The following is a 24081-nucleotide window of genomic DNA, read 5'->3' as shown; positions in this document are numbered from 1 at the left end:
TTCGCAGAGGATCCCTTCTAGGTAATGTTACCTAGGAGGAACAATGAAAAAACTAAAACATCAATACAAGCAATCAATACAAAGTACTCGACACGATTATCTTTGGAAGGTTTACCCTAATGTCAGAAGTTCTATATTTAAGAAATTTAGTACTCAGCAAGAGCGTAGCTTTTATTTTTTGCATTGTATTGAATACAAAAGCTATTCGCTTAAAATTCGTGTAGCACGTGGTACAGGCTTACCTCATGTTTGGGATGATTTTCCGACTTGCGTTTATAAAGTTGCTAAAAGTTGGAAACATAATTCTAAGAGAGCACATCAATACTACAAAGAACATGAACAAAAATAAAAAATGGGAGCTGTTGATCAGCTCCCATTTTTGTTGTTTCGGCATAAGCCACTTAAGAAAATAGGGCTAAAATTCCCTCTTTGAAAAATCCGATTGAGTTTATCCTAGACAGTTTTAAGCAAATATCGGTAACTGTCAGATTAAGTCAGGACTAATACAATTTAATCCATCAACACCTTGCTCAGAATATCTTTTCCACCACTTACGTAAGAAGATTAGAGGTAATTCAGTGTAAACAAAAAATCTCTTTCAGGCTTCTTTTTTCACAACAAGTTTTTTTTTCTTCTTAAAATTCTAATAAATAGAGCAAAGCATTTTGTTGTATTAGCGTGCTTTGTATACGTAGATATATGATAGTCTCGTTATGCTATAAAAAGACCTCTAGAAAGAGGTCTAATTTCAAAATTAACCATTGACTATCTCCCCACCATTCACATGTATGACTTGCCCAGTAATATAGCTTGCATCGTCAGAGGCTAGGAATAAATATGCAGGAGCGACTTCACTTGGTTGGCCCATTCTACCCATTGGGGTATCTTTACCAAATTTTTCAACTGTTTCAGCATCAAAGCTACTTGGAATTAACGGTGTCCATATGGGACCCGGTGCCACACCATTTACTCGAATTCCTTTTTTCTGCTTCATTAAATGGTTAGAAAGACTACGCGTAAATGTTGTAATAGCACCTTTGGTACTTGCATAGTCAATTAACTCATCGTGACCTTGATAACTCGTAATACTTGTTGTATTGATAATACTGTCCTCTTCTTTCAAATGAGGAAGTACTGCTTGAGTCAGATAAAACATCGAGTAAATATTTGTTTTAAATGTTATTTCTAATTGTTCTATCGTTATATTTTGAAAGGGCTTTGTTGCACAAACCTATCTGTAAAGGGTTTTTCAGCGATATAATTTTCAAATGAAGAAGCCTACACACAAAATCTACCGCACAACCAATTGGCCCGCATATAACCGAGCACTCATGAGTCGCGGAAATATTGCCATTTGGTTTGATCCTGCTACGCAATGGTATGCGCCATCAAAAGACAAACAAGGGCGAAATCAAACCTACTCCGACGCAGCCATCCAATGCTGCTTAATGATTAAATCCTTATTCCGTCTGTCTTTACGTATGGTCACTGGCTTTGTGCAAAGTCTGATTAAACTTTGCGGATTAAATTGGATAGCTCCAGATTACACCACGCTTTGTAGAAGACAAAAGCATATTGATATTGTAATCAGCTACCAAAAAAGTAGCGATGGGCTGCATCTACTCATGGACTCTACAGGCATGAAGTTTCTAGGTGAGGGCGAATGGAAACGCAAGCAACATGGACCTGAATATCGTCGCCAATGGCGTAAACTTCATATTGGTATAGATGCTAAAACCCTACAAATACGAGCAGTTCAGCTTACAACCAATAATGTCAGTGATTCACAGGTGCTTGGTGATTTACTTAATCAGATTCCACAAGATGAGCAGATTAACTCTGTTTATACCGATGGAGCTTATGACACCAAGCAATGCCGTCAGGTCATTGCAGATCGGCAAGGGCATGCGGTGATTCCACCTAGAAAAAATGCGAAACCATGGAAAGATACAAAGAGTAGCTCGCTAGAGCGAAATGAATTACTTCGAACAATTAAAAGTTTAGGCAGGACACTATGGAAAAAATGGTCAGGCTATCATCGGCGAAGTTTGGTTGAAACTAAGATGCATTGCATCAAATTATTAGGAGATAAACTCAGTGCAAGGAGTTTTGATAGCCAAGTGAATGAGATCCATGCACGTGTAGCAGTCCTTAACAGATTTACGGAATTAGGTCGACCACTTACCCAAGTTACGCCTTAAATTTGGCTCAATTAGGGGCGCTTTGCATTTCAAATCTTTGTGCAACAAAGCCTTTATAAAATGTATTCTGTTTACATCTATATCTGAAATTTATTTCACCTAACTGATATCAGAAGTAGCACAAATGGTTAGGCTGAACTCCATAGACTACAGTGGAGCGTTTCTATTAGGCAATACTTATGAAAAGTCACTATTACTATTGAGCATATAGTGTTTTGTAGTGTAGTAGATCAGTTCACTGTTTGGGGGAATGCAGGAGGTAAAAGTATGCAAGGGCTTATTAATCTACATGCTAAAGAAAAGGCTTTGTTTCTATCATGATCAAAACATTCATGCTGTGCATCCTGCTCTCAGCCTGAACAGCGGATTCGATTTTGATAAAGGTACATGTGACTGTCTTTGTGCAGTGTGTGAATTGGAATAGTCCATTTGTGAGGGCTGATTCGAATAATTCTTTTATGGAAAGTGGGGATGATTATCTTTTTTTTTGATCCCAAATGCTTTTCTCCATGCTAGTGGGCAGGTGCCATATTTTTCACGAAAATTTTTTCTAAATGACACGGTATTATTAAAACCTGAAAGCTCGGTTATCTTTTCGATAGACAAGTTTGTCGTTTCTAAAAGTTCACAACTTAATCTGATTCTTTCAGTATTCAGCCAATCGACTAGGGTCATGCCTGTCGCTTTCTTAAAATGCCGTGTGAACGTCCTGCGTGTCATATGTGTCCGTTCAGCGAGGCTTTCAATATTATGTTGTAAAGCTAAATTCGTTCTTAAAAAATCAAGTAATACATTAATTTGTGCATCTTGGCTCGATTCTGCGACTGGCTGTTCAATAAACTGAGCTTGCCCACCTTCACGGTGAGGCGGGATCACCATTACTCTAGAGACTTTATTCGCAATTCGTGCATTATAGATTTCACGTACCAAGTACAAGCAGCAGTCTAACGCTGCGCCTGTTCCAGCAGAGGTTACGATCCTTTGGTCCTCTACATACAGGGCGTCATTATCAAGCTGAACCTGTGGAAATCGTTCACTAAAATCTTGTTCAGCCATCCAGTGCGTAGCTGCTTTTTTATGGTCAAGCAGCCCTGCATATGCCAATGCATAAGTTCCATAGCATAACCCTACAATTCTAATTCCAGTCTGATATGCACAATTTAGGGCATTGATAAGTACTTCTTCAGGCTCATGATTAAAATCATCCCATCCAGGAATAATAATAAGATCCGACTTTTTAATGAGTTCGATCCCCCCATCAGGGATAATCATCATAGACTGTTCTGTTTTTACGGGTTGGCCATCTATAGAAAAAATTTTCAGATCAAATAAGCGTTTATCTTCAATCCTGATATTGAAAATGATATGGGGGATAGAGAAGTGAAATGGATTTATATTGGGATAAACGAACAATCCAATCACTGGTATAGCCATTCGGTCTACCTCTCTAAAATAATAAATATAGCATGTTGTCCCAATAGTTTCGATGATTGTCCTTAAAGACAATTTTATTGCTTAATTTTTCCTATCATGATTCGAGTATGACTAAATGATTGGATCTGGAACATGAATAAAATTTTAAGTAGCTCTGTTATTGCACTCTCTCTGGCAATGGCTTCAGTCCATTTATATGCGAATGACAAGGTGGTTCAGCGAGATACTTCTAAAGTTACGCATATACAAGAAATTCGCAATGCAACGATTAAAGTAACCTATGCTGATACGACTTTTTTAATTGACCCAATGTTTGCTAAAAAAGGATTCTATGAAGGTTTTCCTGATACTCATCGTAGCTATTTACGGAACCCATTAGTCGATTTGCCTATCAAGCCCGAAACGATTTTAGAAGGTGTAGATGCGGTAATCGTGACCCATACCCATTTAGATCATTGGGATGATGCAGCACAAGCGACTATTCCGAAAAACATGCCGTTGTTTGTACAGAATAAAGAAGACCAGAAAATCATTCAGTCACAAGGCTTCAAAGATGTTCGTGTATTAACTCAAGCGACCTTTGAAGGGATTAAGCTCACTAAAACTGGTGGTCAACACGGTACTGATGCCATGTACCGTATTCCTAAGCTTAAAGCTGGATTAGGTGAAGCAATGGGTGTGGTATTTGAAGCTGCTGGCCATGAAACTGTTTATGTGGCAGGAGATACCATCTGGCGTTCTGAAGTTGATCAAGCGATTCAAACATTTAAACCTGATGTGATTGTCTTGAATACAGGTAACGCCTTGGTTGATGGCTTTAAAGAATCCATTATTATGGGCAAAGAAGATACTTATCATGCAACTCAGAAAGCACCAAATGCTAAAGTGGTTGCTGTTCACATGGATGCAATTAACCACATGTCGGTAACACGTGCTGAGCTTGCAGATTACGTAAAGGACAAAGGAATCCAAGATAAGGTTTTAATTCCTATCGATGGTGAAACGCTTTCTTTCTAAAGTGACTTAAAGAAGTGGAAGCATTCCACTTCTTTAAAACATAAGTAGAACAAAACAAATATTAGTTAAGTAAAGGAATAGGTATGTCAAAATCAGCTTTATTAGTTATCGACTTACAAAATGAATATCTACCTACAGGTAAATTACCATTGGTAAATATTGAACAAGCTGCTGCTAATGCAGTGAAAGTAATTGCGAAAGCCCGTCAACTGGGTACTCAAGTGATTCATGTGCAACATATTGCTGATGCTGAATCTCCTATATTTGAACCTAGCTCAAATAGTATTGAATTTCAGGACACAGTTAAGCCGCAAGAAGATGAAGCTGTAATCATTAAAAATCACATCAATGCGTTCTTAAATACGAATCTCAAAGAAATTTTAGATAGCAATCAAGTGACTGAGTTAGTCGTGATTGGTGCTATGAGCCATATGTGTGTTGATGCTGCTGTTCGTGCTGCTTCTGATTTTGGTTACAAGGTAAAAGTTATTCATGATGCTTGTGCAACGCTAGACCAAGAATTTAATGGTATCAAAGTACCTGCTGGTCATGTACATGCAACATTAATGGCTGCTTTTGAATTTGCATATGCTCAAGTAATATCAACTGAAGATTATGTTAGGGCTTGTTGAGAATTAACAAAGGCTACTGATTAATTTATAATAGTACTATGGATAGATACATACTTACTGATGCCCAATGGGCAAAAATGGAACCTTTTTGCCTAGGTAAAGTGACCGATCGAGGTCGTAGTGGAAAAGATAATCGATTATTTTTAGAAGCAGTCCTATGGATTGCCCGTACAGGCAGTCCATGGCGTGATCTACCTCCTCATTTTGGTAAATGGAATATGTTTAGTCCCGGCATTTGATGGATCGGATCAATTTTAAAAAGTTCAGGTTCATCTGTCCACTGTTTGCAGATGAATTCGTAGGGAGTCAGGCCCCTGAGTGTTTTGAGTCTGCGGCCGAAGTTGTATGCAGCAATAAAATCAGCAAGGTAAATGCATAGCTGAGTGTGATCGTCGTAATGGAACCGTTTGACAGTAGCTTCTTTAATTGTTCGGTTCATCCTCTCGACCTGTCCATTGGTCCATGGATGCTTAACCTTGGTAAGACGATGTTCAATGCCACATTCAGTACAAATCCGATCAAAGATGTGCTCAGAGGCGTAGCGATCACAGGTGCGGTTCGTGAACTGGATGCCGTTATCTGTTAGCCCGTATGGATTCTATAGGGCACAGCCTTAACCAGATTGCGCATGAACTCCGCGGCTGCCATCTTACTGGCTTTAGTATGCAATTCAGTGAACGCGAACTTGGAAGTGCGATCAATTGCAACGAAGAGATAAAGCTTACCCTGTGCTGTTTGCATCTCAGCGATGTCGATATGAAAGTAACCAATGGGGTAGCTCTTGAAGCGCTTCCTGACAGGGCGATCACCTTGTACCTCAGGTAGTCGTGAAATACCATGCCGCTGCAAGCAGCGGTGTAACGACGAGCGTGTCAGATAAGGAATACTGGGCTGCAATGCATAAAGGCAATCGTCTAGCGGCAACAAAGTGCGTTTTCGAAAAGCAACAATTGCCGCCTCATCTTCAGGCGATAACACGCTTGAGCGAGGATTCTTTGGCCCGGTTGAAGATCATCTACTGAAGTACGTTTCTTCCATTTTGCGACGGTCTTTTGATTGATGCCGTAACGCTTGGCTAGCGTTCTTAAGCTCTCTTGACTATTTTGTATTGCTCGACGCACTGCCTATGTCGTTGTGGCGCTGCTGTGTAGAACTTGTCCCATAGTGCTTCCTTCCATTTATCTGAGAATATTGCACCATTAAAATCTGGGACTAAACACCTAGCTAAAGACTAAGATTTTAATATTGTACTTTGTTTATAATTTTTATTGTAATAATCAATATCCTATATCAAACCATGATAGAGTTAAGCGCTCTATCATTGTTTTTTATTACTTTGACTCACCTAAAACAAGTTGCCTAACTTTAACTGCTTTCTCGAAGTGATCTAATTTGTGTTTCATAATCCACCAGTGAGCAGCCTCCATTAATAGTTCTGGATTATCATTTTTATTCTTGAAGAAAGCATAAAAGGATAGACCGACATTTTCTCCTTTTTTCTCAATTTTCTCGTTGCACCCACGAATAAAAATTTCTTTTAATTCATCTCTCATTTTTGACCTACTTCAATTGTTCAATTTCTCTAAAACCCGTATTCCTGCCGATTGTTTTAGTTTACTGTTCCCAACACTGGAATCATTCTAGGTCCAGCCTGTCTAGCCTTACCAATAATCTCAACCAGCTCATCATAAGTCAGCTCAAACTTATCCTCACTGTCAAAGACATAGACCATATTCTTGTCTTTGAATTCTTCAGGAGTAGGCGGCACGAACCGCTTAGGAATTAAAATCTGTGCCAATTGTTCATTTGAAAGTTTAAATAAATGCATAGTCTTATCTCACTCTAAAGAGTTCATTCCATTCGGTTAAATAGTTTGGGGATTTGCGTTCTTGATTCATTTGCCAGTGTTCTTCTTTTCGCCCACACAAGCCCAACGACAGCGTGTTCTTGCCATACTTGTGGGTGATGTGATCTAAGGTGTCGGAGAGCTTGGCTCGCTTAATCTGTAGAGAATAATCGGTAAATAGGTCAGGGGAGAATTTGGTTTTAGGTATGATCTCCATCAGGATGATGCCTGCCTTTTTATACTTAAATCCGGGTTTGAATATTTCATCAATGGCCTGCATTGCTATGCGGGTAATCTCTAATACATCATCGCTGTGTTCATGTAGCTGCATAATCACGTAAGGTGTGTATTTTGCACATTTATCAAAGCGACCAGTTTGAATAAACACCCCAATCATTTTGCATAGGGACATATCATCCCGAAGCCTTGAGACAGCTCTTTGCACATATAAACGCACTGAGGATTTGATATTTTCAATGTCGTAAATCGGTTGGCCATAAGATTGGCTACTGATGATTTGCTTTTTAGCAGGCGCATCACTCTCTAGATCGATGCATGAGATCCCATTCAACTCGCGTACAGTCTTTTCCATAACAATACTGAACTGCTTTTTAATCTCTGCTGGATGCGCTTGAACTAAATCCAAAACGGTACGGATATTCATTGTATTGAGCTTTTTACTGTTCTGGCGACCAACTCCCCAAACCTCGCCAACATCGATCTGTGCAAGCATGGCTTCAGTTGAGCAGGGATCCATATCGACCAGATTGCACACTCCATTAAAGAACTTATTCTTCTTGGCTAGATGATTGGCAATTTTGGCTTCAGTCTTTGAACGTCCAATGCCCACACAGCAGGGTAAAGTGAGCCACTGCCAAGCAGTCTTGCGAATGTCTTGGGCATAGTCGGTTAAATCAAATAAGTGCTCATAGCTGGTGAGATCCAAGAAGCATTCATCAACTGAATAAATCTCTTGCTCTCCTGGTGCAACATACATCCCCAGTAAAGTCATAAAACGACGAGACATGGCCCCATATAGGGCAAAGTTGCTGGAGAACACCTGAACATCATGCTTCTTGATGATGTCTTGAATCTGGAATACCGGCACACCCATTTTAATACCAATGTCTTTGGCTTCTTGGGAGCGCGCCACGGCACAACCATCATTACTCGAGAGAACAATGACCGGACGATTATTAAGGGACGGATTAAAAATACGCTCACAACTGACGTAGCAGTTATTCACGTCCACTAACGCGAATATACGATTTTCAGCTTTCATTTTTTATACTTCTTATTTGCTGGTCGAGCGTCTATAAAATTGCTTGAGGTTGAAAGTCACAACCCCTTGGATAGAGATAGACTGGCTGTCTTTAGGAATAATATGCTCGTAAGCTGGATTTTCAGCTCTCAGCCAAATAGGGGGAAGTTCATAGTCTTCATCCCCAAACATTTCTTTGATTTCTTGTTTTGACATCTTAGCGGTCATCATTAACCGCTTAAGTGTTATTTCACGCTCATCGATGAGGGCTAAAACGATATCTCTATGCTGTGCTGTAATGCTCTTATCGACCAAGAAAGGGTCATCGATTTCAAAACCAGCGTAAAGCATAGACTCACTATCAACCCGTCCCATAAAAGTGGATATGGGGTTGAAGATAAGAAAGTCATTTAAGTCGATCGACTTATCGATATGGTCTTTGGTACCAAAAGCAGGACCAGCTGAAAAACGTTCCAGTGCAGACGGAATTTCGAGGCGGGTTTTGACTGAAATTTCTTTAAGATCAAACTTAGAGCCTAGCTCATGCTTTTTTTGTATTTTTTCAAAGACAGCATTGACTGTAGGACTAGGAGCACCATCGGGACCCATGAGTGTTTGAAGGAATGACCAGACGTCATCCGAGAAATAGATCGGTAGTTTCTTTGACATGTTTGACTCCTACGCTACGAGGCGTGTTTGGAACTGAACTCTTTTTTTAGAATAGTCTGCGCTGAATTAAATTTCAAATTTAAAAGCTGTGGATAATCAAGGCACCTTCAAATTAAATTAGGTTGAGCACCATTTTCGGATAAGTGGGATTTAGGGAAGGTGATGTACTCATCCTGCATTTCAAAGAAGAACTCATGCGCCTCTTTAAAGCTGCAATTCAGCCATTCTTCGCGGTATTCGTCAGGGATTACGATGATCGAGCGCTTCTCATCTTTAGGTTTATGGAATTGCTTCATAAAGGGGTGTTTATCGGCATTGATGGTGAGCATGCTCATTGATCGGATTTGCTCCCCATCGATGACAGCATTCTCGTATATGGCCGCCACAGTAAAGGGCATGCCATCCTCACGTGCAATCCCATACCAGTGAGATTTCCCGTCAATGTATTTAGGTTCAAAGATGGTTTCGACTGGAATCAAGCCAAACTGAGACTTATGCCAAGCTTCCCTAAAACTGGGTTTCTCAGCGACCGTCTCAGTCCGGGCATTGTATGTGTACTTGCCGAAATTCTTTTCCTTGGCCCATTTGGGAATCATTCCAAAATTAATTGATCTCCATTCGATCTTGCCGTCATTGGAAAAGATCAAAGGTGAAGGATAGTTCGGGAAAATGTCTTCAGGGAACTCCAACTGATCAGGCTCAGGGAGATCTAGGAGAAAAGCACGATTCTTTCTGATAGCTTCAAAGTCTGCGCACATAGACTTATCCCTTTTTATTCTTTGTAATCATCGCTCAAATAATAACCCAACTAAGAATAAAATGATTTCAAAACAATTTAGTATCGTCAACGCAGTGCTCACATAAGAATTTGCAGTATTAAACCTAAAAACAGTGAGTTTTACATATCTATAATTGATACTCAGCTCTACAAGTCATATTTATTTATATAAGCTATACTGGTGATGGAACCGACATGATTAATAAGCAAAATCCAGAATCAAAACCTCAAAAAGAATCAAACGATGACAAGGGTGATCAGAAAACCTATCAGAATCCAGATCCCCAAAAAAAACCAAATCAAGAACCTGAGAATCCACTTAAAGAGCAAAAGTAGATCAAAAAGCCCTCGTCGAGGGCTTTTTGAAATCAAATGCTTACACTACTTTTAAGCTCAAATAGATTCATGCTGGAATAGCTGCGACAACTTTTTCTCTATCCCACAAACGATGATTTTGAATAGCTTGTTTGAATTGATCTTGGATCTCTTTAAAATTTTGAGTAGAGAATAGAGCTGCATCCTTAGTGAGCTGAAACTCATCTATTAAAGCGCATTTATCACCCAGGAAAACAATAGGCTTGAGATGTTTATATGTCTCTAATACATAATGTTTAGAAACTCCATCAGCCTTAAATACTTCTAAATTATTCCCATCAATCACGATTACGGCATCATAAGTCACTGAAGGCTCGCCATTTTGTCTTCCATCTACTGGTATTTCATTGCCATCACTAGATTTAACAGGGGCTGCGTTCGGTGCTAAAGTTTCCACAATAGCTTTTTCTGCTTCAGCCCATATTTTAATATCATCTATTGATGACGCATTTACACCGTCATGAACGAGCAAGGCAATTTTTCGCTGTTTAATATCAGATGCAGGAAAAGATGAGGTACTTAATCTTTTCGAAGATGCAATTACGGGTTGGTGCAGACTATCTTGCTGTTTAGGGGGAGTTTTAATACCTAACTCTTTCGCAACATATTCAGCTAAGTCCAAGTCAATATTAGCTAAGACAGCGTAAACTACACGTCTGCGGATATCTTCCGATTTAACCTTAGATAATTCAAAAGAATATGCATCCTTAATATGCTGTTGTTCATATTTTTCCAAACTATGGTAGTGCATTGTGGCTTGCGAGAAATGATCAGCGAAACTTTCTGGTCGAACTCTTAGTTTGCTGCCTTGTACTTCTTCAGGATGTGTCTTGAAAGCACCACTGTCATTAGGTGATTCTCTTGGCCAATTTTCATCAACAGAATTAGGTTCATAATTTGCCTTTCCTTTATAAACTTCGTGATTAGCATAACCACCTCGTCTATTCGTATGAAAAGGACAAACGGGTTTGTTAATTGGAATTTGATTAAAATTTACCGTACCTAGTCTGTGTAAGTGAGTATCCGTATAGCTAAATAGCCGTCCTTGTAAAAGGGGATCGTTACTAAAATCTATACCTGAGACAATATTTGCAGGACTAAAAGCAACTTGTTCTGTTTCTGCGAAAAAATCATCTGTATTTTTGTTTAAAACAAATTTACCTAGTGGAGTAACTGGTACAAGTTCTTCTGGGATTAATTTTGTGGCATCTAAGACATCAAAGTCCCATTGTTTTGCATCTTCTTCAGAGAAAATTTGTGCGCCTAATTCCCATTCCGGGTAATTGCCACGCTCAATAGCATCCCACAGATCACGTCTGTGAAAATCGGGATCTTTGCCATTAATTTTTAGAGCTTCATCCCAGACGACTTGAGCTACCCCTTGCTTTGGAGTCCAATGGAATTTCACTAAGAATGCTTCATTATTCTTATTAATCAATCTAAATGTATGGACACCAAAACCTTGTATAGAGCGTAGATTTCTTGGAATTGCTCTATCAGACATTATCCAAGTAGTCATATGTGATGCTTCGGTGTTTAAAGAAATAAAATCCCAGAAAGTATCATGGGCAGATTGACCAGTTGGAACTTCATTGGCATCTTCTGGTTTTACTGCATGAACAAAGTCCGGAAATTTAATAGCATCCTGAATGAAGAAGACAGGGATATTATTCCCCACCAAATCATAATTTCCTTCTTCAGTATAAAATTTTATAGAAAAACCTCGTACATCTCGAACGACATCAGCCGAACCTCGCCCACCTTGAACTGTAGAAATACGGACAAAGATAGGAGTTCGATTATTTGTGTCCGTTAGGAACTTGGCTTTAGTCCATTTTTCATTACCTGTATAAGCTTGAAAGTAACCATGAGCACCGACCCCTCGAGCATGTACAACACGTTCTGGAATACGCTCACGATCAAAATGAATAAGTTTATCTCTTAGAAGAAAGTCCTCGAGAAGAGTAGGGCCTTTCTCATTAATTTTTAGACTATTTTGATTATCAGCTACGGGAACACCTAAAGAAGAGGTAAGGGTTTTACCTATAGGATCCACGTATGCTTCCTCAGAAAGTTGGTCGATTTTTGGTGTATTTGGTTCTTTCATATCACATTCTCTTATACATTTGCTTTATAACGTTTTGTGAAATTAAGTATTTGTTTTCACTTAAGTTAATGGCTTATTTGTTGACGGATATTGTGTGCTTATACAATTTAATTAGGTTATCTACAATCGAATATGAGTTTCTTGCAAGAAAACTCTTTTTTGGATCAAAGATACCCATATAAACTTTAAGTATTTATGCTTTGAGTAAGGTAAAGAAATGTGTATTTTTTGTTCGCTTAAACTATTCATTTTAAATAATATTGAAATAATCTAAGTCAAAACAAAAGCTTATTAATTTTGATATTCCTCGCAATACAAACAGGATTTAGCCCATTTTGTATTTTGACAGCGAGGGCATTCTTCATTTAAATGATTTAAACGTTGGGTTTGACCACACAACATACAAGAATAAAAGTGATCGACATTATGATGATCTGCGATTTGGTATTCATCGGGAAACAGAGGAAGGCCCCATTTTATATTTTCTTTAGAATATGGGATCACGCTTAGGCAGCCATCAGTCTCAAGCAGTGCTATTTTAACTTGTCCGAGATGCTCTATTTTTTTTTGGCGCATTTCAGCAAAGAATTCATCGTATGAATACTTTTCTTGCTTAATATCTTCAACAATCAGTAAACCATTTTTGACGATGTATATAGGTCGACCTTCCAATACGGTCTCAATAGCATCGGATTTCATCATTAAATAAGTTGTTAAGCGATATAAAGCCATAATTACTGCAAAAACGATGACAGCATGTATGATCGGAACTTCTTCATAGAACATAGCATCGCCAGCAGCAGATCCTAAACTAAGAATAATTGCGATTTCAAAGATGGAAAGTTGTCTAACACCACGTTTACCAGAAAATCTTAAAACTAAGATAATCAGGAAGTACATCAAGACACTACGAAGTACAATTTCTGCTGCAAAAGTAAATGTAGTATCAGCTAATAGTATTTTTATAAAGTCCATTTTACACCTATTTAATTATTATTTAGATGTGCTGATAATGAGCCTAAAAGGCTCATTATCATTATATTGGCTTACATTTTGTCCCATGCATCTTTAATCGCATGTTTGGCTTGTTCCCACTTTAAGCGTGATTCAGCCTTTAGTTCTTCCCATTTTACTTTTAGATCACTTTCTGAATCCTCAAATCGTGCATCAGTACCACGCTCATTTCGGGCATGCTGACCTAATTCATAGGCTGAACGAAGATCACGGTCATAATCTACATCAGGAAGTTCTCGTTGGATATCGCCGTAATATGGGCGGTTTGAATAATCTGTACGCCAATCATGCTTGATTGGGTTTTCGTCTTGATGGTCATTGATAGTCATAATGAACTCCAATTCTATCCAACTAAGAATTCAAAAAAAATTCATAGTTGGATTTAATTAATGAATGAGTTTAAGAATTTAATAATATTATTCAACATGAAAAACTATTATTTCTGTTGAGCGTGTTGGTCATTTTTCTGGTTTTGGTTCGGTTGTTTTTGCTGATTCGGATTTTTTTGTGGTTGGTCTGGTTGCTGTTGCTGTTGTTGCTGATCTGGCTTTTTTTGCGGTTGATTTGGCTGCTGCTGTTGCTGATTTTTCTGCTGTTGATTTTGATTAGTCATTTTACTGAACCTCATAAGATTAGAATTAATCTACATTAATTAATCAGTAGATTTATTATTAATATCATAATTTGTGTTTTAAAAAACATCAGAGGTGTTACATTTTAATTTTTGAGTTAAATTGTGTTTGTTTTAAAGGTTTAGGTGTTGATAATAAATGGAAATATATATTTTGTTTTTTACAAAAGGCTAACAATGTTAAATTTTATTCTTAATTCAGATTTATATCTTTTTGATTGGATTTGTGTTTGTAATTTATTGATTTTTTTGAATTTGAAAAAATAAAAATCTGTGTTGGATCAATGAAATAACGAAAGGAATAATAACGGTGCTTGTACTTTCAATAAATAAAGTTAAAAATTTTATAAATTAGATATAATGCTTTTTACTAATTTTAAACACCATAATTTTTTTAATTCCAATGAGTGTGATTTATATCACAGATTGTGAAATGTTTCTTTATTTCAAATATTATAATTATTTACTTAAATTTTTGTATTTTAAAATAAATAAACTAAAGGATTACATTTGTTAACGTTTCTTTTCAAAGTTGTTAATTAATTAAGTGCAAGTGTCAATTATGTTGGTATAAGTTATTTACCGCGAGAGAATTATAATGCCTACTGCAGTAAAAGAGAGAATTTTAAATTTAATAACCGATGCCCATCAGAAATATTTTGAAATAACACAATTTTTCTTAGATCCATCAGTGTCGCGTTCTGCAAAAGAGTTGAAAGCTTTTCATTTCCTAGAAAACGAAATACTTCATTTGGATAGTGATTTCTCTGATTTTCCTACTAATGTTGATCAATTGGCAGTCTGGATGCAGAAACAAAATAAAACACAATGCTTGCATTACAAAGAGTACTTAGAAAGGCGTGAAAATGGGAGTGCAAGGGAGTTTTTTGGAACTACAAGTAAAGCTTATGAGTTTTTATACAAAGTAGCACCGACCAAACGTGTAGACGGGGCTTGGCTTTATAGCTTTACACAGTACTGGAATGATCCAGCTTTTAGAGACTTTATACAGATATATGTTGAGGAGTTGGGGTTAGGTTCCAGTCAAAGTAACCATGTAAAACTTTTCAATAAATTACTTCTATCACTTGGTCTTCATCAATTTTCAATGAATTTGCCTGATGAATATTATCACCAGTCAGCAATACAATTAGCTTTAGCTTATGCTCCATCAGATTTTATACCCGAGATTGCAGGTTTTAATTTTGGATACGAACAATTACCACTTCATTTACTGATTACAAATTATGAACTTAAAGAGTTAGGTATTGATTCCAAATATTTTAACCTACACATTACAATTGATAACTTTGATAATGGGCATGCTCAATTAGCTACAAATGCGATTAAATGTTTAGCCAAACGCTACCCAAATCAATCCGAATTTATTCGTAAATTAAAGATAGGCTTTTTATTGAATAATCGGGGAGTTAGCTCAGTTCAAATAATAAAGAACCTAAATACTGAGCGAGTGGTTCTGGAAATTTTCAAGAGCAAAGCTTTGGTTGGAAAGCACATGCATAATGAGAAATGCAAGTTTAATAATAAGTCTGTAAATTCATGGCTATCAGAAGAAGATCAGGTTGAGGAATTCATTAGTGAGCTAATAAAAATAGGATGGATTAAGCTTAACGAAGATCCAGAACATAGCCGATTTTGGAAAATGATCAATGAAGAAGATGGGAAAATGTTTGGTGTTTTCTCTGCTGCAGAAAAAGCTTTTATTTATGATTGGATTGCGGGTGCTAATTTAAGTAGACGCATTAACCCAGTAAATACAGAATATATAAAAAACTTTATAGAACTAAATGATTTTAGTTATTTGTCAGAAAAAGAATTATCGCTGTTACAGCAGCAAATTCAGATATCTACAAATACTGGGCATAAAATTAGCAAATTGATGCCATATTTAGCTCCACATCAACATCACCAAGAGATTGGTTTATGGGCTACGCAAAAAGTAGTTGAGTATATTTTCCCATTCTTAGGCAGTAATTTTAAATAAGAGTAGGCTAACTTATTAATTTATACAGAATAGATGTAGTCTATGACAAATAGATTGCATCTAGCTATTTTTTACAAGTATGAAATCAAATACCTATGACTCAAACGGACATTGCGAAGGATTAGGGCTTTTTTGAAATTACTTACAAAGAAATAAAGAGTACGATCAAAGTCTAGCCGTACTCTTTATTTTACGATAATTTAAATAGCTTGCCATTGTTGCTTAACTTCTTCTGAATTTTTAATCAGAACTACTTTGTCATCTTTGACCTCACCAATCCATGCCGTTGGGATCAGATGATGCTGATCATTTTCATCACGCGTCAGTTTGAGTTGGCTATCACCTTCGAGATGATCAACTGTTCCGACTTTGGTACCACAAGAAGCAATTACATCTGAATGTTTTTTAATATCTTGAATATTTAAAGTACTCATTTCTTAAACCTCTTTTATAAACATTACAACACAGAAGCCTTTAAGCTACTGCTTATTTCATCATAATTGTTGGATTTTAAATAATCCTTACATGATGATTTTATAGATTCACATAAACCTGCTATTTAGTTAACAATGAAACAAAAGAAATAAATAGTTAAATAATTACGAATAATTATCTTTTCATTACAATTTATCTATTTAACTAAACAGATTATTTCAATTATTATTTAAATAAACTCATTTGAATTAAAATTTTAAGAATGAATAGAAAAATATTTATAAAAGGCTCAACTTTAGACATATTAAATCGCTTTGAGCAGTATTCAGCTGAAGAAAAGCTAAGTCAACGTCCGATTGTGTTGAAACAGTTGATTCATTCTGTTGGACGATTGCCTGAACCTGCTTCGGGACAAACCTATCAACGCTGGCAAATTTTTGCCCAGATAGCTGGCTTTGACCTAAGTTTAGGAAAGCTTTTTGAGTCCCATTTTGATGCTTTAAGTATTTTGCATGAACTCGGTTATCAACATGAAATCAATGAGGAGACATGGGCTGTTTGGGCTGCCGATGGTGGACCCGTGCCGTTACAGGTCGAAAATGGGCTTTGTCATGGAATTAAGCCGTGGTGTTCAGGCGCTGAATTTATTCATAAAGCATTAATCAGTTTTAAAGATCAACAGGGGCAATCTCAGCTCTGCATTATTGACCTCAACCAATCATTGATCACCATTGATCTGGCTCACTGGCAAGCTATAGGCATGAAGGGAACACAGACCGCAAGAGTCAATTTTCAGGGGATAGCAGTCAAACTCATTGGTCATCCCAATGACTACCTTGATCGGGTTGGTTTTTGGCATGGTGCTGCGGGTGTTGCAGCTTGCTGGTACGGTGCCGCGGTACGGTTAGTGGATGAGCTACAACAAAGTTGCCTTAAAACCCCTAATCCTTTTAAGAAAATGTATTTAGGGCGGTTGGTAACTCGACTTGCTGTAACCCGACAATATTTCCAATATATCGCGCAACTGATTGATAGCCAACCCAAGCTTAGCCATGAACGGGATGTACGGATCTTGCGTGCGCAGGCAGAACAAAGCTGTTTGGAGGTTATTGAAGGGGTAGGAAAAGCGCTTGGAGCACGGCCTTTTTGTGAACAAGCAACTTTTGCCAGCCTAATGGCTGATTTACCTGTATTTATTCGGCAAAGTCATGCGGCATTCGATGATGAGCAAATTGCTGAACGATGTTTACAGGAGCAAATATCATGGCAGCTCTAAAACATGCTTTAGTCGAAGATCGTATTATTGAAGGGCAAGGGACCTCCCGAGAACAATGGCTGCATGCATTTGAGCAGCAGCCGCTTTCTCTACTCAATTTTAAAAAATTTCAATCTAAAAGAATCTTGATTGTCGCACCCCATCCAGATGATGAGATACTGGGGTGTGGCGGCTTGATGCAACAATTAATTATGTTGAATTGTCAGTTGGTGATCGTTGCCGTCAGTAATGGGACACAAAGCCATCCACATTCAACCAAATACAGCCCAGATCAATTAGATCAAATTCGCCCACAAGAAAGCTTAGCGGCTTTACAGTGTCTAGATATTTCTGAATATGTTCAACGTATTGCATTAAATTTACCAGACGGGCAGATTCATTTGCACAGGGAACATCTGTGGCAAGAATTAGACAAGTTGGTTAAAGCGGAAGATATTTTAATTTGTAGCTATGCACTGGATGGGCATCCAGATCATGAAGCGGTAGGAAAGACTGTACAGGCATTTGCTCTAGCTCATGACATATCATATTTACACGTGCTGATCTGGGCTTGGCATTGGGCGCGACCACTAGATCCGCGTATCCACTGGCAAAAGGCTAGAGCTTACAACTTAACTCAGGCCCAATTAATCAAAAAACGTCAGGCCATCATGCAGTTTAAGAGTCAGATTGAAGCTGATGAAAGTACAGGCAATGCTGCGATTTTATCTCCAGCAATCATCGAACGTTTGTTAATGCCTTGGGAGGTTTATCTTTGTGAATGATTCTAATCAATATTTCGAAGCCTTATATCATCACAATAATGACCCTTGGGGCTATGATTTACATTGGTATGAAGCTCGTAAAAGGCAGATTTGTTTGGCATTGCTTACTCAACAGCGTTATTCATCAGTGTTGGAAATCGGCTGTTCCAATGGCCATTTAAGTGTACATTTAGCCAAACGCGCTGATCAGCTTTTATGTCTAGATTTTTCTGAACATGCTGTTCATTGGGCCGCTAAACGTTTACAGAATTTGAAGCATGTGAGCGTTCAACACCAAAAAATTCCTGAATATTTTCCTGAACAGAAATTTGATCTGATTGTCATCAGTGAAGTGGCCTATTACTTATCAAGCAATGAACTGCATGAACTGATCGATCAGCTCCAAGACAGTTTAACGTCACAAGGTGAAATCCTGTGTTGTCACTGGCGTCACGCCATTCAGGATTTTGAACTAGATGCTTATCAAGTCCATCATTATTTAAAACAATCTTTGTTGTTCACTCATTATTTAAGTCTGAATGATCCAGATTTCATCATTGATATCTGGACGGTAAATCCTTCATCTTTGGCAAAACAACAGGGCTTAGTATGAAAATAGGTATTGTTATCCCAGCCCATAATGAGGAACAGAATTTATCCGCTTGTTTGCAGTCAATTAAACACGCTATACAGCATATAGGTCACGGTCAGGTCGAGATTCTAGTGGTTTTAGACAGTTGTACTGACCAGTCCCTCATGATTGTAAAGTCACATCAAATGAATTGGCTTGAATGTAATTTTGCTTGTGTGGGCAAGGCCAGAGACCTTGGCATTAGGCAGCTAATCGATCAAGGAGTTACATGGGTCGCTTGCACGGATGCTGATACAATTGTAGATCCAGATTGGTTACTATGCCAAATGCGACATCAGCCAACAGATGCTATTTGTGGAATCGTTATACTGGATGATCTTAGTCACTTATCAATACAACAACAGCAAAAATATCTGACGCATTATCAAGACATGATGGATCATCAACATATACATGGGGCGAATTTAAGCTTTAGTGCCGAAGCCTATATTCAGGCGGGAGGCTTTGAACCTATTCCTTGTCATGAGGATGTCTCATTAATTGAAAAATTTATTAAGCAATGTTGCAAAATCACTTGGAGCAATTTGGTTCGCGTCACCACTAGCAGTCGATTAAATGGACGTGCACCTGAAGGTTTATCGTACTTTTTAAAACATTTATAAAATTGACCTAATTCGAGAGAGAAAGTTAATCCACAGCTTTAGCGGGTGACATATATTATTCAGCTTTATAAATGAGCTATTTAATTCTGTCATCTTTACAAAATTTAAGTAAATTCATATCTTTGCCTAATTAAATTGAAAAGCTAAGAAGAAAAAGTGTTAAAAATAAATGCTTTAATTTTATTTGGATAAGTAATAATAAGTTATTGATATATATAAATTTTATTTTTGTAAAAAATACTGTTTTTAGATTGGTTTTGTGTATAATTTCGTCATAAAAGCCTCTGTGGATTTATAGAACTTCTCTATAGATTAGCAGGGGTTTTTCTATGGCGATTTATCCGAGATGGACGCTCTGAGTTAATTTGTGTGGATGGTATTAAATGATCCTTTTTTCCAGAACTGCTCTTATTGATCCTGAAATTCAATTAAGTGCTCAACGTCTTTCAACTCGTTTTAGCTTTTTCGGTCTTGGTTTCGCCACGGCTGCATGGGCGCCGCTGATTCCTTTTGCCCAGCAACGTTTACATTTTAATCATGCCGATTTTGGTTTGTTGCTATTATGCAGCGGCTTAGGTGCAATGCTAGCTATGCCTGCAACAGGTAAAATTGTTCAGCGTGTTGGTTGTCGTGTGCCGATCGGTTTCGCTTTACTCTTGCTTGCCGTTTTATTGCCAAGCCTAAGCTTATGGACCACGCCGTTAATGATGGCGATCACCTTATTCTTATTTGGTACAGCAGCAGGAAGTCTGGGCGTTGCACTCAATATTCAGGCCGTAGTGGTTGAGAAAAATAGCTTAAAATCATTGATGTCTGGCTTTCATGGTATGGCGAGTCTAGGCGGATTAGCTGGGGTACTGACGATTACTGCATTGCTTGCTTTAAGTATTTCGGCTGTTATGAGCGCATTTGCTGTGAGTTTACTGTTGGTAATTATTATTTTTCTTTCAGTGCCATACAGCATAAAAGCTGTAGAAAATACCAGTCTTGAAGCATCTTCGAAAGTGAAAAAGTCGATACGCCAGCGCCTGCCACAACCTTTGATTATATTAATTGGTATTGCCTGCTTCATCATTTTCATGGTGGAAGGCGCGGCGATGGACTGGAGTGGTATTTATTTAACGCAACAATATGGAGTTAATACCACTTTTGCGGGATTGGCGTATACCTTCTTCGCGATTGCCATGACCACAGGACGTTTTACGGGGGATTATCTGATCCGTTATTTTGGTGAAAAAAAGCTTTTAACCTATAGCGCGATTTGTGCAACTTTAGGTTTAGCTTTGGTCAGTATCGCGCCTTATTGGTGGCTGGTTTTAGTGGGTTATACACTGGTTGGGACAGGTTGTTCTAACATCGTCCCGATCATGTTTTCCCGTGCTGGACGTCAGACGGTGATGCCGAGCGCAGTTGCATTGTCTTGTGTTTCGACCATGGCTTATACGGGTATTCTGGTTGGACCTGCTTTCATTGGAATGGTGAGTGAGCTGATTGGCCTAAGTACAGTGTTTATGGCACTATCGGGTCTATTATTATTGATTGTGGCTTTAAATCGGTTTACTTATGTGAAATAAGCCTCATAGTGAATTGAACTGGCAATATCTGGATACTGCCAGTTCCTTACAAATCAAAGTACTATAAATTTTGATAAATAGGGTTAACGTTACGCATTCTCAGGAATCTGAAATCCTGCATAGCGGTTTTGTTCTGTAAGTCGTTAAGAAATGCATTGCGCCACTCATTAATATCAAAATCTTTTAAACCTTTCATCAGTTGTTTGTAACGTGAAATACGTTCACGTCGTGGCATTTCCAGTGCTTTTTTTAAGGCATTGACCATCGCCATTTTGTCGGTGGGATCAACCAGAAGTGCTTCAGACATCTGTTCCGCTGCACCTGCATATTTGGATAGAATAAGTACACCAGGATTTGATGGATTTTGCGCGGCAATATATTCTTTCGCGACCAGATTCATCCCGTCTCGTATTGAACTGATCCAGCACACATCGGCTTGACGATAGATTTGCATCAAATGATGATGTTTTATTGCATCATAAATACATTCCACGGGTTGCCACTCTTCCTTTGCAAATTCCTGATTAATCATCTCGATCTTAATCTTGAAACGCTCAAATAAACGTTGATAAGCTGGAACTTCCAAACGACATGGGCAAGCAATTTGTAAATGTTGAATATGCTGCTGATACTCAGGATATTTCTCTAAGAACTCTGCATAGGACAAAAAGCGTTCCAGTAAACCTTTTGAATAATCAATCCGATCTACGCCGATAATGGTTTTTGCAGCATTCAGCTCTACTGGACGGGTAAGGAAGTCTTGTACATCAATAAACTTATGGGCCGCTTTTTGAATCGCTGTTGGATTTACACCAATTGGATAGCATTTAATTATGGTTAAACGTTGATGGTAGCTTAATAAAGTTTGTTGAATTTTCTGTGCGTTCAATAAAGATGTGCATACTTGCATACACACTTTTTGATCTTTATCTGTTTGTAGACCCACCACATCGTATTGGCATAGATCCTCAATCAATTGTTGAGCACATGGAATTTTTTGCCAGATAAATAAAGGTGCAAAAGGAATGTGCAGGAAAAATCCAATTTTATTCTGCATACCGAGTTCACGGCAATATTTCGCCACACTTAAAAAATGATAATCATGAACCCAAATGGTATCGTCTGGATCTGCAATTTCGGCAAGTTTTTGAGCGAATAAAGAATTTACTTTTTGATATCCTTCGTATTCTGATGTTTTAAACTCAATCAGGTCTGAACGATAATGCATGGCAGGCCAAAGTGAATTGTTGGCAAACCCTGCATAATAATCTGAATATTGAGAATTTGTTAAAGGGCAGGTGACATAATCAACTTTATCCTTCCGAAAAATATTAAAATGTACTTCCTCTTGCTTATGAACTCGTTCGCCATTCCATCCGAGCCATACACCACCAATATCATCTAATGCATCTTGTATAGCGACTGCAAGCCCACCTGCGGTAGTTTTTTGCCCGTTGGGAATACTGACTCGATTCGATAAAATAATTAATTTAGACATGTTTTCTCTCCATCTAAGTTGTTGTTACCCTTAAAATTGTTATCATGGTTTCGAATATGGTCTAAAAATAATTCTAAAAAATCATATACTTGCTTTGTGTCTTTAAGCTGGTATTTGGCATGGGTAAGCCCTTGACCGACTTTGATTGAGATGCCATCTTCCAACTGATTCACAAAATAAAAACCATCTTCGTCCGTAAAGTCATCACCAATGAAAATTGGTGTGTAAACCTCATACTGGTTTAAATGAGCTAAAACTTCCTTGATTGCCAAGCCTTTATTGGCTTGAGCGGGTATTAATTCATAAACGAATTTCCCTTGAATTAATCTTAGGTTGGGGAATATCTTTTGAGCTTCTAACATTATTTTTTTTGCTATATCTTCTAGCTCTGGAGCTTTCCTATAATGCAACGCAATTGATGATTTCTTGTTTTCAATCAGTAAACTTGGATAGGCGATACATGCTCGAGCTAAAATTTTGTGAATATGTGAAATTTCTAAGAAACCCTTTGGTGTACGTAATTCTTTTTCATTTCCAAGATATATTTCTAATCCATGCAATGCAGCAATTGGAAGATCAAGGGATTCAAATAATTTACGTGCAGAATCAATGTCTCGTCCTGTCACAGCTATAACAGGAATTTTATTTGAAATAATTTGTCTTAAAATATTTAAAGTCTTAGTCGGAATATAACTGTTAGTAGGATCTAATTGAAAATCAGATAAAGTGCCATCTATATCTAAAAATAGACATGGCTTATTGTAATTTGAGCTAAGCTTATCTCTTAAAGAGTTCAAGTATTCTAGTTTTGAAATTGATTTATCTATTATGTCTCTCAATTTTTAATATCTCATATTGCGATTATATTTTATTATAGATCGATATTTTTTTTATAATACTTAAGTTGTCAATAAGCAAACACAAGCAGAACGTAATTTACATTAGTAACGCTTAGAATACATCGTAAATCTTTCTTACATGTTTAATAAGAATTCATTTTTTATATTTATTATGTCTTTGTTACACAAAGACATATAAGTTGAAGTCGCTTTATTGCATAAATTTCTTCTTGAAGGTTTTTTCAATAATATAAATTCCAAATGAAGAAGCCTGTACCTAAAATCTATCGTACAATGAATTGGTCCACCAATAACCGAGCCTAATAAATCGAGGAAATATCTCGATTGGATTTGATCTTACAACTTAATGGTAGCCTCCTCCCAAAGGTAAACATGGTCGAAATTAAACTTATTTGAACACATCTATCCAATGTTGTTTTAATGATCAAATCCTTATTTCATCTAATGTAAACCAAAAAGTAAAATCAAATT

24 protein-coding genes and 4 pseudogenes are annotated in these 24081 nt (G+C 37.6%); 13 read left to right on the top strand and 15 right to left on the bottom strand.

Annotation, left to right across the window (positions count from 1 at the left end):
- Positions 1-43 precede the first annotated feature (43 nt).
- The gene (locus ACSC9N_RS11525; protein ID WP_094149115.1) at positions 44-349 is read left to right on the top strand and encodes a hypothetical protein; all 306 of its coding nucleotides are present in this window, start codon (positions 44-46) and stop codon (positions 347-349) included.
- A 405-nt stretch (positions 350-754) separates the two neighbouring features.
- On the opposite strand, the pseudogene ACSC9N_RS11520 reads toward ACSC9N_RS11525, so the two are convergent.
- A pseudogene (locus ACSC9N_RS11520) lies at positions 755-1204 on the bottom strand (SDR family oxidoreductase); the annotation flags it as partial.
- A gap of 64 nt (positions 1205-1268) precedes the next feature.
- Here ACSC9N_RS11520 and ACSC9N_RS11515 point away from each other — a divergent pair.
- Complete coding sequence (locus ACSC9N_RS11515; RefSeq protein WP_131230067.1) at positions 1269-2201, top strand: IS5 family transposase; 933 nt, start codon at positions 1269-1271, stop codon at positions 2199-2201.
- A gap of 456 nt (positions 2202-2657) precedes the next feature.
- Here ACSC9N_RS11515 and ACSC9N_RS11510 read toward each other — a convergent pair whose 3' ends face one another.
- Entirely contained in the window at positions 2658-3635 is a 978-nt protein-coding gene (locus tag ACSC9N_RS11510) for a GlxA family transcriptional regulator (RefSeq protein ID WP_439036037.1), read from the bottom strand.
- Positions 3636-3767: 132 nt separating this feature from the next.
- Between ACSC9N_RS11510 and ACSC9N_RS11505 the strand changes: the two genes are divergently transcribed.
- The 3 genes and pseudogenes from ACSC9N_RS11505 to ACSC9N_RS11495 all read left to right on the top strand — a co-directional run.
- The gene (locus ACSC9N_RS11505; protein ID WP_005176778.1) at positions 3768-4652 is read left to right on the top strand and encodes an MBL fold metallo-hydrolase; all 885 of its coding nucleotides are present in this window, start codon (positions 3768-3770) and stop codon (positions 4650-4652) included.
- 83 nt (positions 4653-4735) lie between these two features.
- A complete protein-coding gene (locus ACSC9N_RS11500) occupies positions 4736-5284 on the top strand; it encodes a cysteine hydrolase family protein (protein ID WP_094149105.1) in 549 nt (182 codons plus the stop codon).
- 38 nt (positions 5285-5322) lie between these two features.
- Positions 5323-5502 (top strand): annotated as a pseudogene (locus ACSC9N_RS11495) (transposase); the annotation flags it as partial.
- On the opposite strand, the pseudogene ACSC9N_RS11490 reads toward ACSC9N_RS11495, so the two are convergent.
- The 6 genes and pseudogenes from ACSC9N_RS11490 to ACSC9N_RS11465 all read right to left on the bottom strand — a co-directional run bounded on the left by ACSC9N_RS11490 (position 5484) and on the right by ACSC9N_RS11465 (position 9818).
- Positions 5484-6405, bottom strand: a pseudogene (locus tag ACSC9N_RS11490) (IS481 family transposase). The pseudogenes ACSC9N_RS11495 and ACSC9N_RS11490 overlap by 19 nt on opposite strands.
- A gap of 210 nt (positions 6406-6615) precedes the next feature.
- On the bottom strand, positions 6616-6837 hold the full coding sequence (locus tag ACSC9N_RS11485; protein WP_087014582.1) for a DUF6500 family protein: 222 nt from the start codon (positions 6835-6837) through the stop codon (positions 6616-6618).
- A 56-nt stretch (positions 6838-6893) separates the two neighbouring features.
- Positions 6894-7112, bottom strand: a complete 219-nt coding sequence (locus tag ACSC9N_RS11480) for a hypothetical protein (protein WP_010326906.1) — start codon at positions 7110-7112, stop codon at positions 6894-6896.
- 4 nt (positions 7113-7116) lie between these two features.
- Entirely contained in the window at positions 7117-8412 is a 1296-nt protein-coding gene (locus ACSC9N_RS11475) for a Y-family DNA polymerase (RefSeq protein WP_010326905.1), read from the bottom strand.
- A 12-nt stretch (positions 8413-8424) separates the two neighbouring features.
- The gene (locus ACSC9N_RS11470) at positions 8425-9060 is read right to left on the bottom strand and encodes a LexA family protein (RefSeq protein ID WP_010326904.1); all 636 of its coding nucleotides are present in this window, start codon (positions 9058-9060) and stop codon (positions 8425-8427) included.
- Positions 9061-9167: 107 nt separating this feature from the next.
- Complete coding sequence (locus tag ACSC9N_RS11465) at positions 9168-9818, bottom strand: SOS response-associated peptidase family protein (protein ID WP_094149022.1); 651 nt, start codon at positions 9816-9818, stop codon at positions 9168-9170.
- Between the two features lie 215 nt (positions 9819-10033).
- Between ACSC9N_RS11465 and ACSC9N_RS11460 the strand changes: the two genes are divergently transcribed.
- Positions 10034-10174 (top strand): hypothetical protein, encoded by a 141-nt coding sequence (locus tag ACSC9N_RS11460; RefSeq protein ID WP_004676713.1) that lies wholly within the window; start codon positions 10034-10036, stop codon positions 10172-10174.
- Between the two features lie 67 nt (positions 10175-10241).
- Here ACSC9N_RS11460 and ACSC9N_RS11455 read toward each other — a convergent pair whose 3' ends face one another.
- The 4 genes from ACSC9N_RS11455 to ACSC9N_RS11440 all read right to left on the bottom strand — a co-directional run bounded on the left by ACSC9N_RS11455 (position 10242) and on the right by ACSC9N_RS11440 (position 13947).
- Entirely contained in the window at positions 10242-12320 is a 2079-nt protein-coding gene (locus ACSC9N_RS11455; RefSeq protein WP_131230069.1) for a catalase, read from the bottom strand.
- A 291-nt stretch (positions 12321-12611) separates the two neighbouring features.
- On the bottom strand, positions 12612-13295 hold the full coding sequence (locus tag ACSC9N_RS11450) for a DUF421 domain-containing protein (RefSeq protein WP_004986536.1): 684 nt from the start codon (positions 13293-13295) through the stop codon (positions 12612-12614).
- Positions 13296-13366: 71 nt separating this feature from the next.
- Positions 13367-13663, bottom strand: a complete 297-nt coding sequence (locus ACSC9N_RS11445) for a hypothetical protein (protein WP_004981674.1) — start codon at positions 13661-13663, stop codon at positions 13367-13369.
- Between the two features lie 107 nt (positions 13664-13770).
- A complete protein-coding gene (locus tag ACSC9N_RS11440; RefSeq protein ID WP_004986537.1) occupies positions 13771-13947 on the bottom strand; it encodes a hypothetical protein in 177 nt (58 codons plus the stop codon).
- A 616-nt stretch (positions 13948-14563) separates the two neighbouring features.
- Between ACSC9N_RS11440 and ACSC9N_RS11435 the strand changes: the two genes are divergently transcribed.
- Entirely contained in the window at positions 14564-15970 is a 1407-nt protein-coding gene (locus ACSC9N_RS11435; RefSeq protein ID WP_058951822.1) for an iron-containing redox enzyme family protein, read from the top strand.
- Positions 15971-16170: 200 nt separating this feature from the next.
- Here the strand turns inward: ACSC9N_RS11435 and ACSC9N_RS11430 are convergent, their stop codons facing one another.
- On the bottom strand, positions 16171-16404 hold the full coding sequence (locus ACSC9N_RS11430) for a DUF2171 domain-containing protein (protein WP_004772208.1): 234 nt from the start codon (positions 16402-16404) through the stop codon (positions 16171-16173).
- A 263-nt stretch (positions 16405-16667) separates the two neighbouring features.
- On the opposite strand from ACSC9N_RS11430, the gene ACSC9N_RS11425 reads away from it, so the two are divergent.
- From ACSC9N_RS11425 to ACSC9N_RS11405, 5 genes are all read left to right on the top strand, one after another.
- The gene (locus ACSC9N_RS11425; protein WP_058951824.1) at positions 16668-17681 is read left to right on the top strand and encodes an acyl-CoA/acyl-ACP dehydrogenase; all 1014 of its coding nucleotides are present in this window, start codon (positions 16668-16670) and stop codon (positions 17679-17681) included.
- Positions 17669-18445: a PIG-L deacetylase family protein gene (locus ACSC9N_RS11420; protein WP_078424967.1), complete on the top strand. Its 777-nt coding sequence runs from the start codon at positions 17669-17671 to the stop codon at positions 18443-18445. Before ACSC9N_RS11425 ends, ACSC9N_RS11420 begins: the two co-directional genes overlap by 13 nt.
- Positions 18438-19037: a class I SAM-dependent methyltransferase gene (locus ACSC9N_RS11415; RefSeq protein WP_094148964.1), complete on the top strand. Its 600-nt coding sequence runs from the start codon at positions 18438-18440 to the stop codon at positions 19035-19037. The genes ACSC9N_RS11420 and ACSC9N_RS11415 overlap by 8 nt, the downstream gene beginning before the upstream one ends.
- Complete coding sequence (locus ACSC9N_RS11410; protein WP_004638728.1) at positions 19034-19678, top strand: glycosyltransferase; 645 nt, start codon at positions 19034-19036, stop codon at positions 19676-19678. Before ACSC9N_RS11415 ends, ACSC9N_RS11410 begins: the two co-directional genes overlap by 4 nt.
- A gap of 383 nt (positions 19679-20061) precedes the next feature.
- Positions 20062-21252 (top strand): MFS transporter, encoded by a 1191-nt coding sequence (locus ACSC9N_RS11405; protein WP_094148963.1) that lies wholly within the window; start codon positions 20062-20064, stop codon positions 21250-21252.
- A 61-nt stretch (positions 21253-21313) separates the two neighbouring features.
- Here the strand turns inward: ACSC9N_RS11405 and ACSC9N_RS11400 are convergent, their stop codons facing one another.
- Both ACSC9N_RS11400 and otsB read right to left on the bottom strand, forming a co-directional pair.
- The gene (locus ACSC9N_RS11400; RefSeq protein WP_439036036.1) at positions 21314-22750 is read right to left on the bottom strand and encodes a trehalose-6-phosphate synthase; all 1437 of its coding nucleotides are present in this window, start codon (positions 22748-22750) and stop codon (positions 21314-21316) included.
- Entirely contained in the window at positions 22738-23589 is an 852-nt protein-coding gene (gene otsB, locus ACSC9N_RS11395) for a trehalose-phosphatase (RefSeq protein WP_094148962.1), read from the bottom strand. The genes ACSC9N_RS11400 and otsB overlap by 13 nt, the downstream gene beginning before the upstream one ends.
- Positions 23590-23850: 261 nt before the next feature.
- On the opposite strand from otsB, the pseudogene ACSC9N_RS11390 reads away from it, so the two are divergent.
- Positions 23851-24054: pseudogene (locus ACSC9N_RS11390) on the top strand (transposase); the annotation flags it as partial.
- Between the last annotated feature and the right edge of the window lie 27 nt (positions 24055-24081).

The sequence above is a fragment of the Acinetobacter sp. PC34 genome (assembly GCF_051789135.1).
Lineage (GTDB): Bacteria > Pseudomonadota > Gammaproteobacteria > Pseudomonadales > Moraxellaceae > Acinetobacter > Acinetobacter johnsonii.
This window is presented reverse-complemented; position numbering and strand designations above follow the sequence as displayed.

Excerpts from the sequence above, each read along its gene's own strand:
- ACSC9N_RS11445 (WP_004981674.1), bottom strand. The coding sequence starts at position 13,663 with ATGACTATCAATGACCATCAAGACGAAAACCCAATCAAGCATGATTGG.
- ACSC9N_RS11510 (WP_439036037.1), bottom strand. The coding sequence starts at position 3,635 with ATGGCTATACCAGTGATTGGATTGTTCGTTTATCCCAATATAAATCCA.
- ACSC9N_RS11405 (WP_094148963.1), top strand. The coding sequence starts at position 20,062 with ATGATCCTTTTTTCCAGAACTGCTCTTATTGATCCTGAAATTCAATTA.
- ACSC9N_RS11505 (WP_005176778.1), top strand. The coding sequence starts at position 3,768 with ATGAATAAAATTTTAAGTAGCTCTGTTATTGCACTCTCTCTGGCAATG.
- ACSC9N_RS11425 (WP_058951824.1), top strand. The coding sequence starts at position 16,668 with ATGAATAGAAAAATATTTATAAAAGGCTCAACTTTAGACATATTAAAT.
- ACSC9N_RS11410 (WP_004638728.1), top strand. The coding sequence starts at position 19,034 with ATGAAAATAGGTATTGTTATCCCAGCCCATAATGAGGAACAGAATTTA.
- ACSC9N_RS11470 (WP_010326904.1), bottom strand. The coding sequence starts at position 9,060 with ATGTCAAAGAAACTACCGATCTATTTCTCGGATGACGTCTGGTCATTC.
- ACSC9N_RS11455 (WP_131230069.1), bottom strand. The coding sequence starts at position 12,320 with ATGAAAGAACCAAATACACCAAAAATCGACCAACTTTCTGAGGAAGCA.
- ACSC9N_RS11420 (WP_078424967.1), top strand. The coding sequence starts at position 17,669 with ATGGCAGCTCTAAAACATGCTTTAGTCGAAGATCGTATTATTGAAGGG.
- ACSC9N_RS11430 (WP_004772208.1), bottom strand. The coding sequence starts at position 16,404 with ATGAGTACTTTAAATATTCAAGATATTAAAAAACATTCAGATGTAATT.
- ACSC9N_RS11465 (WP_094149022.1), bottom strand. The coding sequence starts at position 9,818 with ATGTGCGCAGACTTTGAAGCTATCAGAAAGAATCGTGCTTTTCTCCTA.
- ACSC9N_RS11480 (WP_010326906.1), bottom strand. The coding sequence starts at position 7,112 with ATGCATTTATTTAAACTTTCAAATGAACAATTGGCACAGATTTTAATT.
- ACSC9N_RS11450 (WP_004986536.1), bottom strand. The coding sequence starts at position 13,295 with ATGGACTTTATAAAAATACTATTAGCTGATACTACATTTACTTTTGCA.
- ACSC9N_RS11435 (WP_058951822.1), top strand. The coding sequence starts at position 14,564 with ATGCCTACTGCAGTAAAAGAGAGAATTTTAAATTTAATAACCGATGCC.
- ACSC9N_RS11515 (WP_131230067.1), top strand. The coding sequence starts at position 1,269 with ATGAAGAAGCCTACACACAAAATCTACCGCACAACCAATTGGCCCGCA.
- ACSC9N_RS11440 (WP_004986537.1), bottom strand. The coding sequence starts at position 13,947 with ATGACTAATCAAAATCAACAGCAGAAAAATCAGCAACAGCAGCAGCCA.
- ACSC9N_RS11485 (WP_087014582.1), bottom strand. The coding sequence starts at position 6,837 with ATGAGAGATGAATTAAAAGAAATTTTTATTCGTGGGTGCAACGAGAAA.
- ACSC9N_RS11500 (WP_094149105.1), top strand. The coding sequence starts at position 4,736 with ATGTCAAAATCAGCTTTATTAGTTATCGACTTACAAAATGAATATCTA.
- ACSC9N_RS11400 (WP_439036036.1), bottom strand. The coding sequence starts at position 22,750 with ATGTCTAAATTAATTATTTTATCGAATCGAGTCAGTATTCCCAACGGG.
- ACSC9N_RS11475 (WP_010326905.1), bottom strand. The coding sequence starts at position 8,412 with ATGAAAGCTGAAAATCGTATATTCGCGTTAGTGGACGTGAATAACTGC.
- ACSC9N_RS11460 (WP_004676713.1), top strand. The coding sequence starts at position 10,034 with ATGATTAATAAGCAAAATCCAGAATCAAAACCTCAAAAAGAATCAAAC.
- ACSC9N_RS11525 (WP_094149115.1), top strand. The coding sequence starts at position 44 with ATGAAAAAACTAAAACATCAATACAAGCAATCAATACAAAGTACTCGA.